This window comes from Rhizobacter sp. P3_B12 (assembly GCF_056402895.1).
Map to the genome: position 1 here is coordinate 1 of NZ_JBFUGN010001474.1, position 1,031 is coordinate 1,031.

General features: G+C 60.6%; 2 protein-coding genes. One reads left to right on the plus strand and one right to left on the minus strand.

Going from position 1 to position 1,031, the window contains the following annotated elements:
* Positions 1-169: transposase (locus AC1D01_RS36190; RefSeq protein WP_477874569.1), on the minus strand; the 169-nt coding region annotated here is incomplete at its 3' end.
* 190 nt (positions 170-359) lie between these two features.
* On the opposite strand from AC1D01_RS36190, the gene AC1D01_RS36195 reads away from it, so the two are divergent.
* A complete protein-coding gene (locus AC1D01_RS36195) occupies positions 360-860 on the plus strand; it encodes a putative phage abortive infection protein (RefSeq protein ID WP_477874568.1) in 501 nt (166 codons plus the stop codon).
* Positions 861-1,031 lie beyond the last annotated feature (171 nt).

A 1,031-nucleotide genomic window follows, 5' to 3' on the forward strand; every position in this document is an offset into this window, starting at 1 on the left:
CCTGGCGCACCCAGCGGCGCAATAGGTTGGCGTTGATGCCATGCGCCATCGCCACGGCTGCCATGGACATCCCCGGCTGCATGCAGGCTGCCACGGCATTGGCCTTGAACTCGTCGCTGTGGAGCCGACGCCGGCGCCGAGCGCCAGCGGGTTGGACGGGGAAGGTCATACGTATCCACCAAAGTTGAGGTGGGTACGAGGCTCCTATGTGCCTATCGCATTCTCAAGATGGTCAGACTGGACGCTCACAGCTGCTCGGCCTGAACCGAGATCTGCTGGATCGACTGGAGACAACCGCTTCCGTTGGGCGCGAAGGCGCTGCAGCGCTGGATTCATGGGCGGCCAGCCTAGTTTCAACGATGAGTTCGTTCCTCACGCAGACGCCCGAATCCAAGGCAAATCGACTCGCCACGCTGTATCAAGGAACGGTGTATGCCGAACACCCCTCTGCGCTCGGACCGTACTTCCGCGTGCTGTTCCAGGTGTTCAATCACATTGCCGAAGCTGATCTGCATCCGAAGGAGCGGGAGCAGTACGCCAACATCGCCCGCGGCCAGCTGAGCGAAGGGGCAGTCTTGCTGCTTGCGGCGAACGGCTTGACCGAGCGAGGCCACCGATTCATTCCTTTGATCGAGCGCTTCGGGCTGCTCGAACACATGCATCCGCAGTATCTGAAACTGTACCGACGAGGGCTGGAGGTCGGCTATCGCGAGCGCGCCTTTCTAGGGGACAAGGAGCGAGAAGACCTGCCTTGGGAAGAGGTCCCGAAGCAGTTGGCCGGATACTTTGTGTGCACTCTCGAGGAGCCTATTGTCCAAGGTGGAGAGCGAGCAGATCCGAGCGGGCAGGGCTCGGTGTAGGAATGTCGTTCTGCGGATCGCAACTACCGGGACCATGACCTTGCCCGCGGAATCCGTATCCCTTGCTGAGTGGTTCAATCCAGGCAAGGAGAACGAAAGTGACGAAGGCAAAGAGAGCGCGCTACACGCTGGAATTCAAGCTTGAGGCGGTGCGGATGGTCAAGGGTGGGC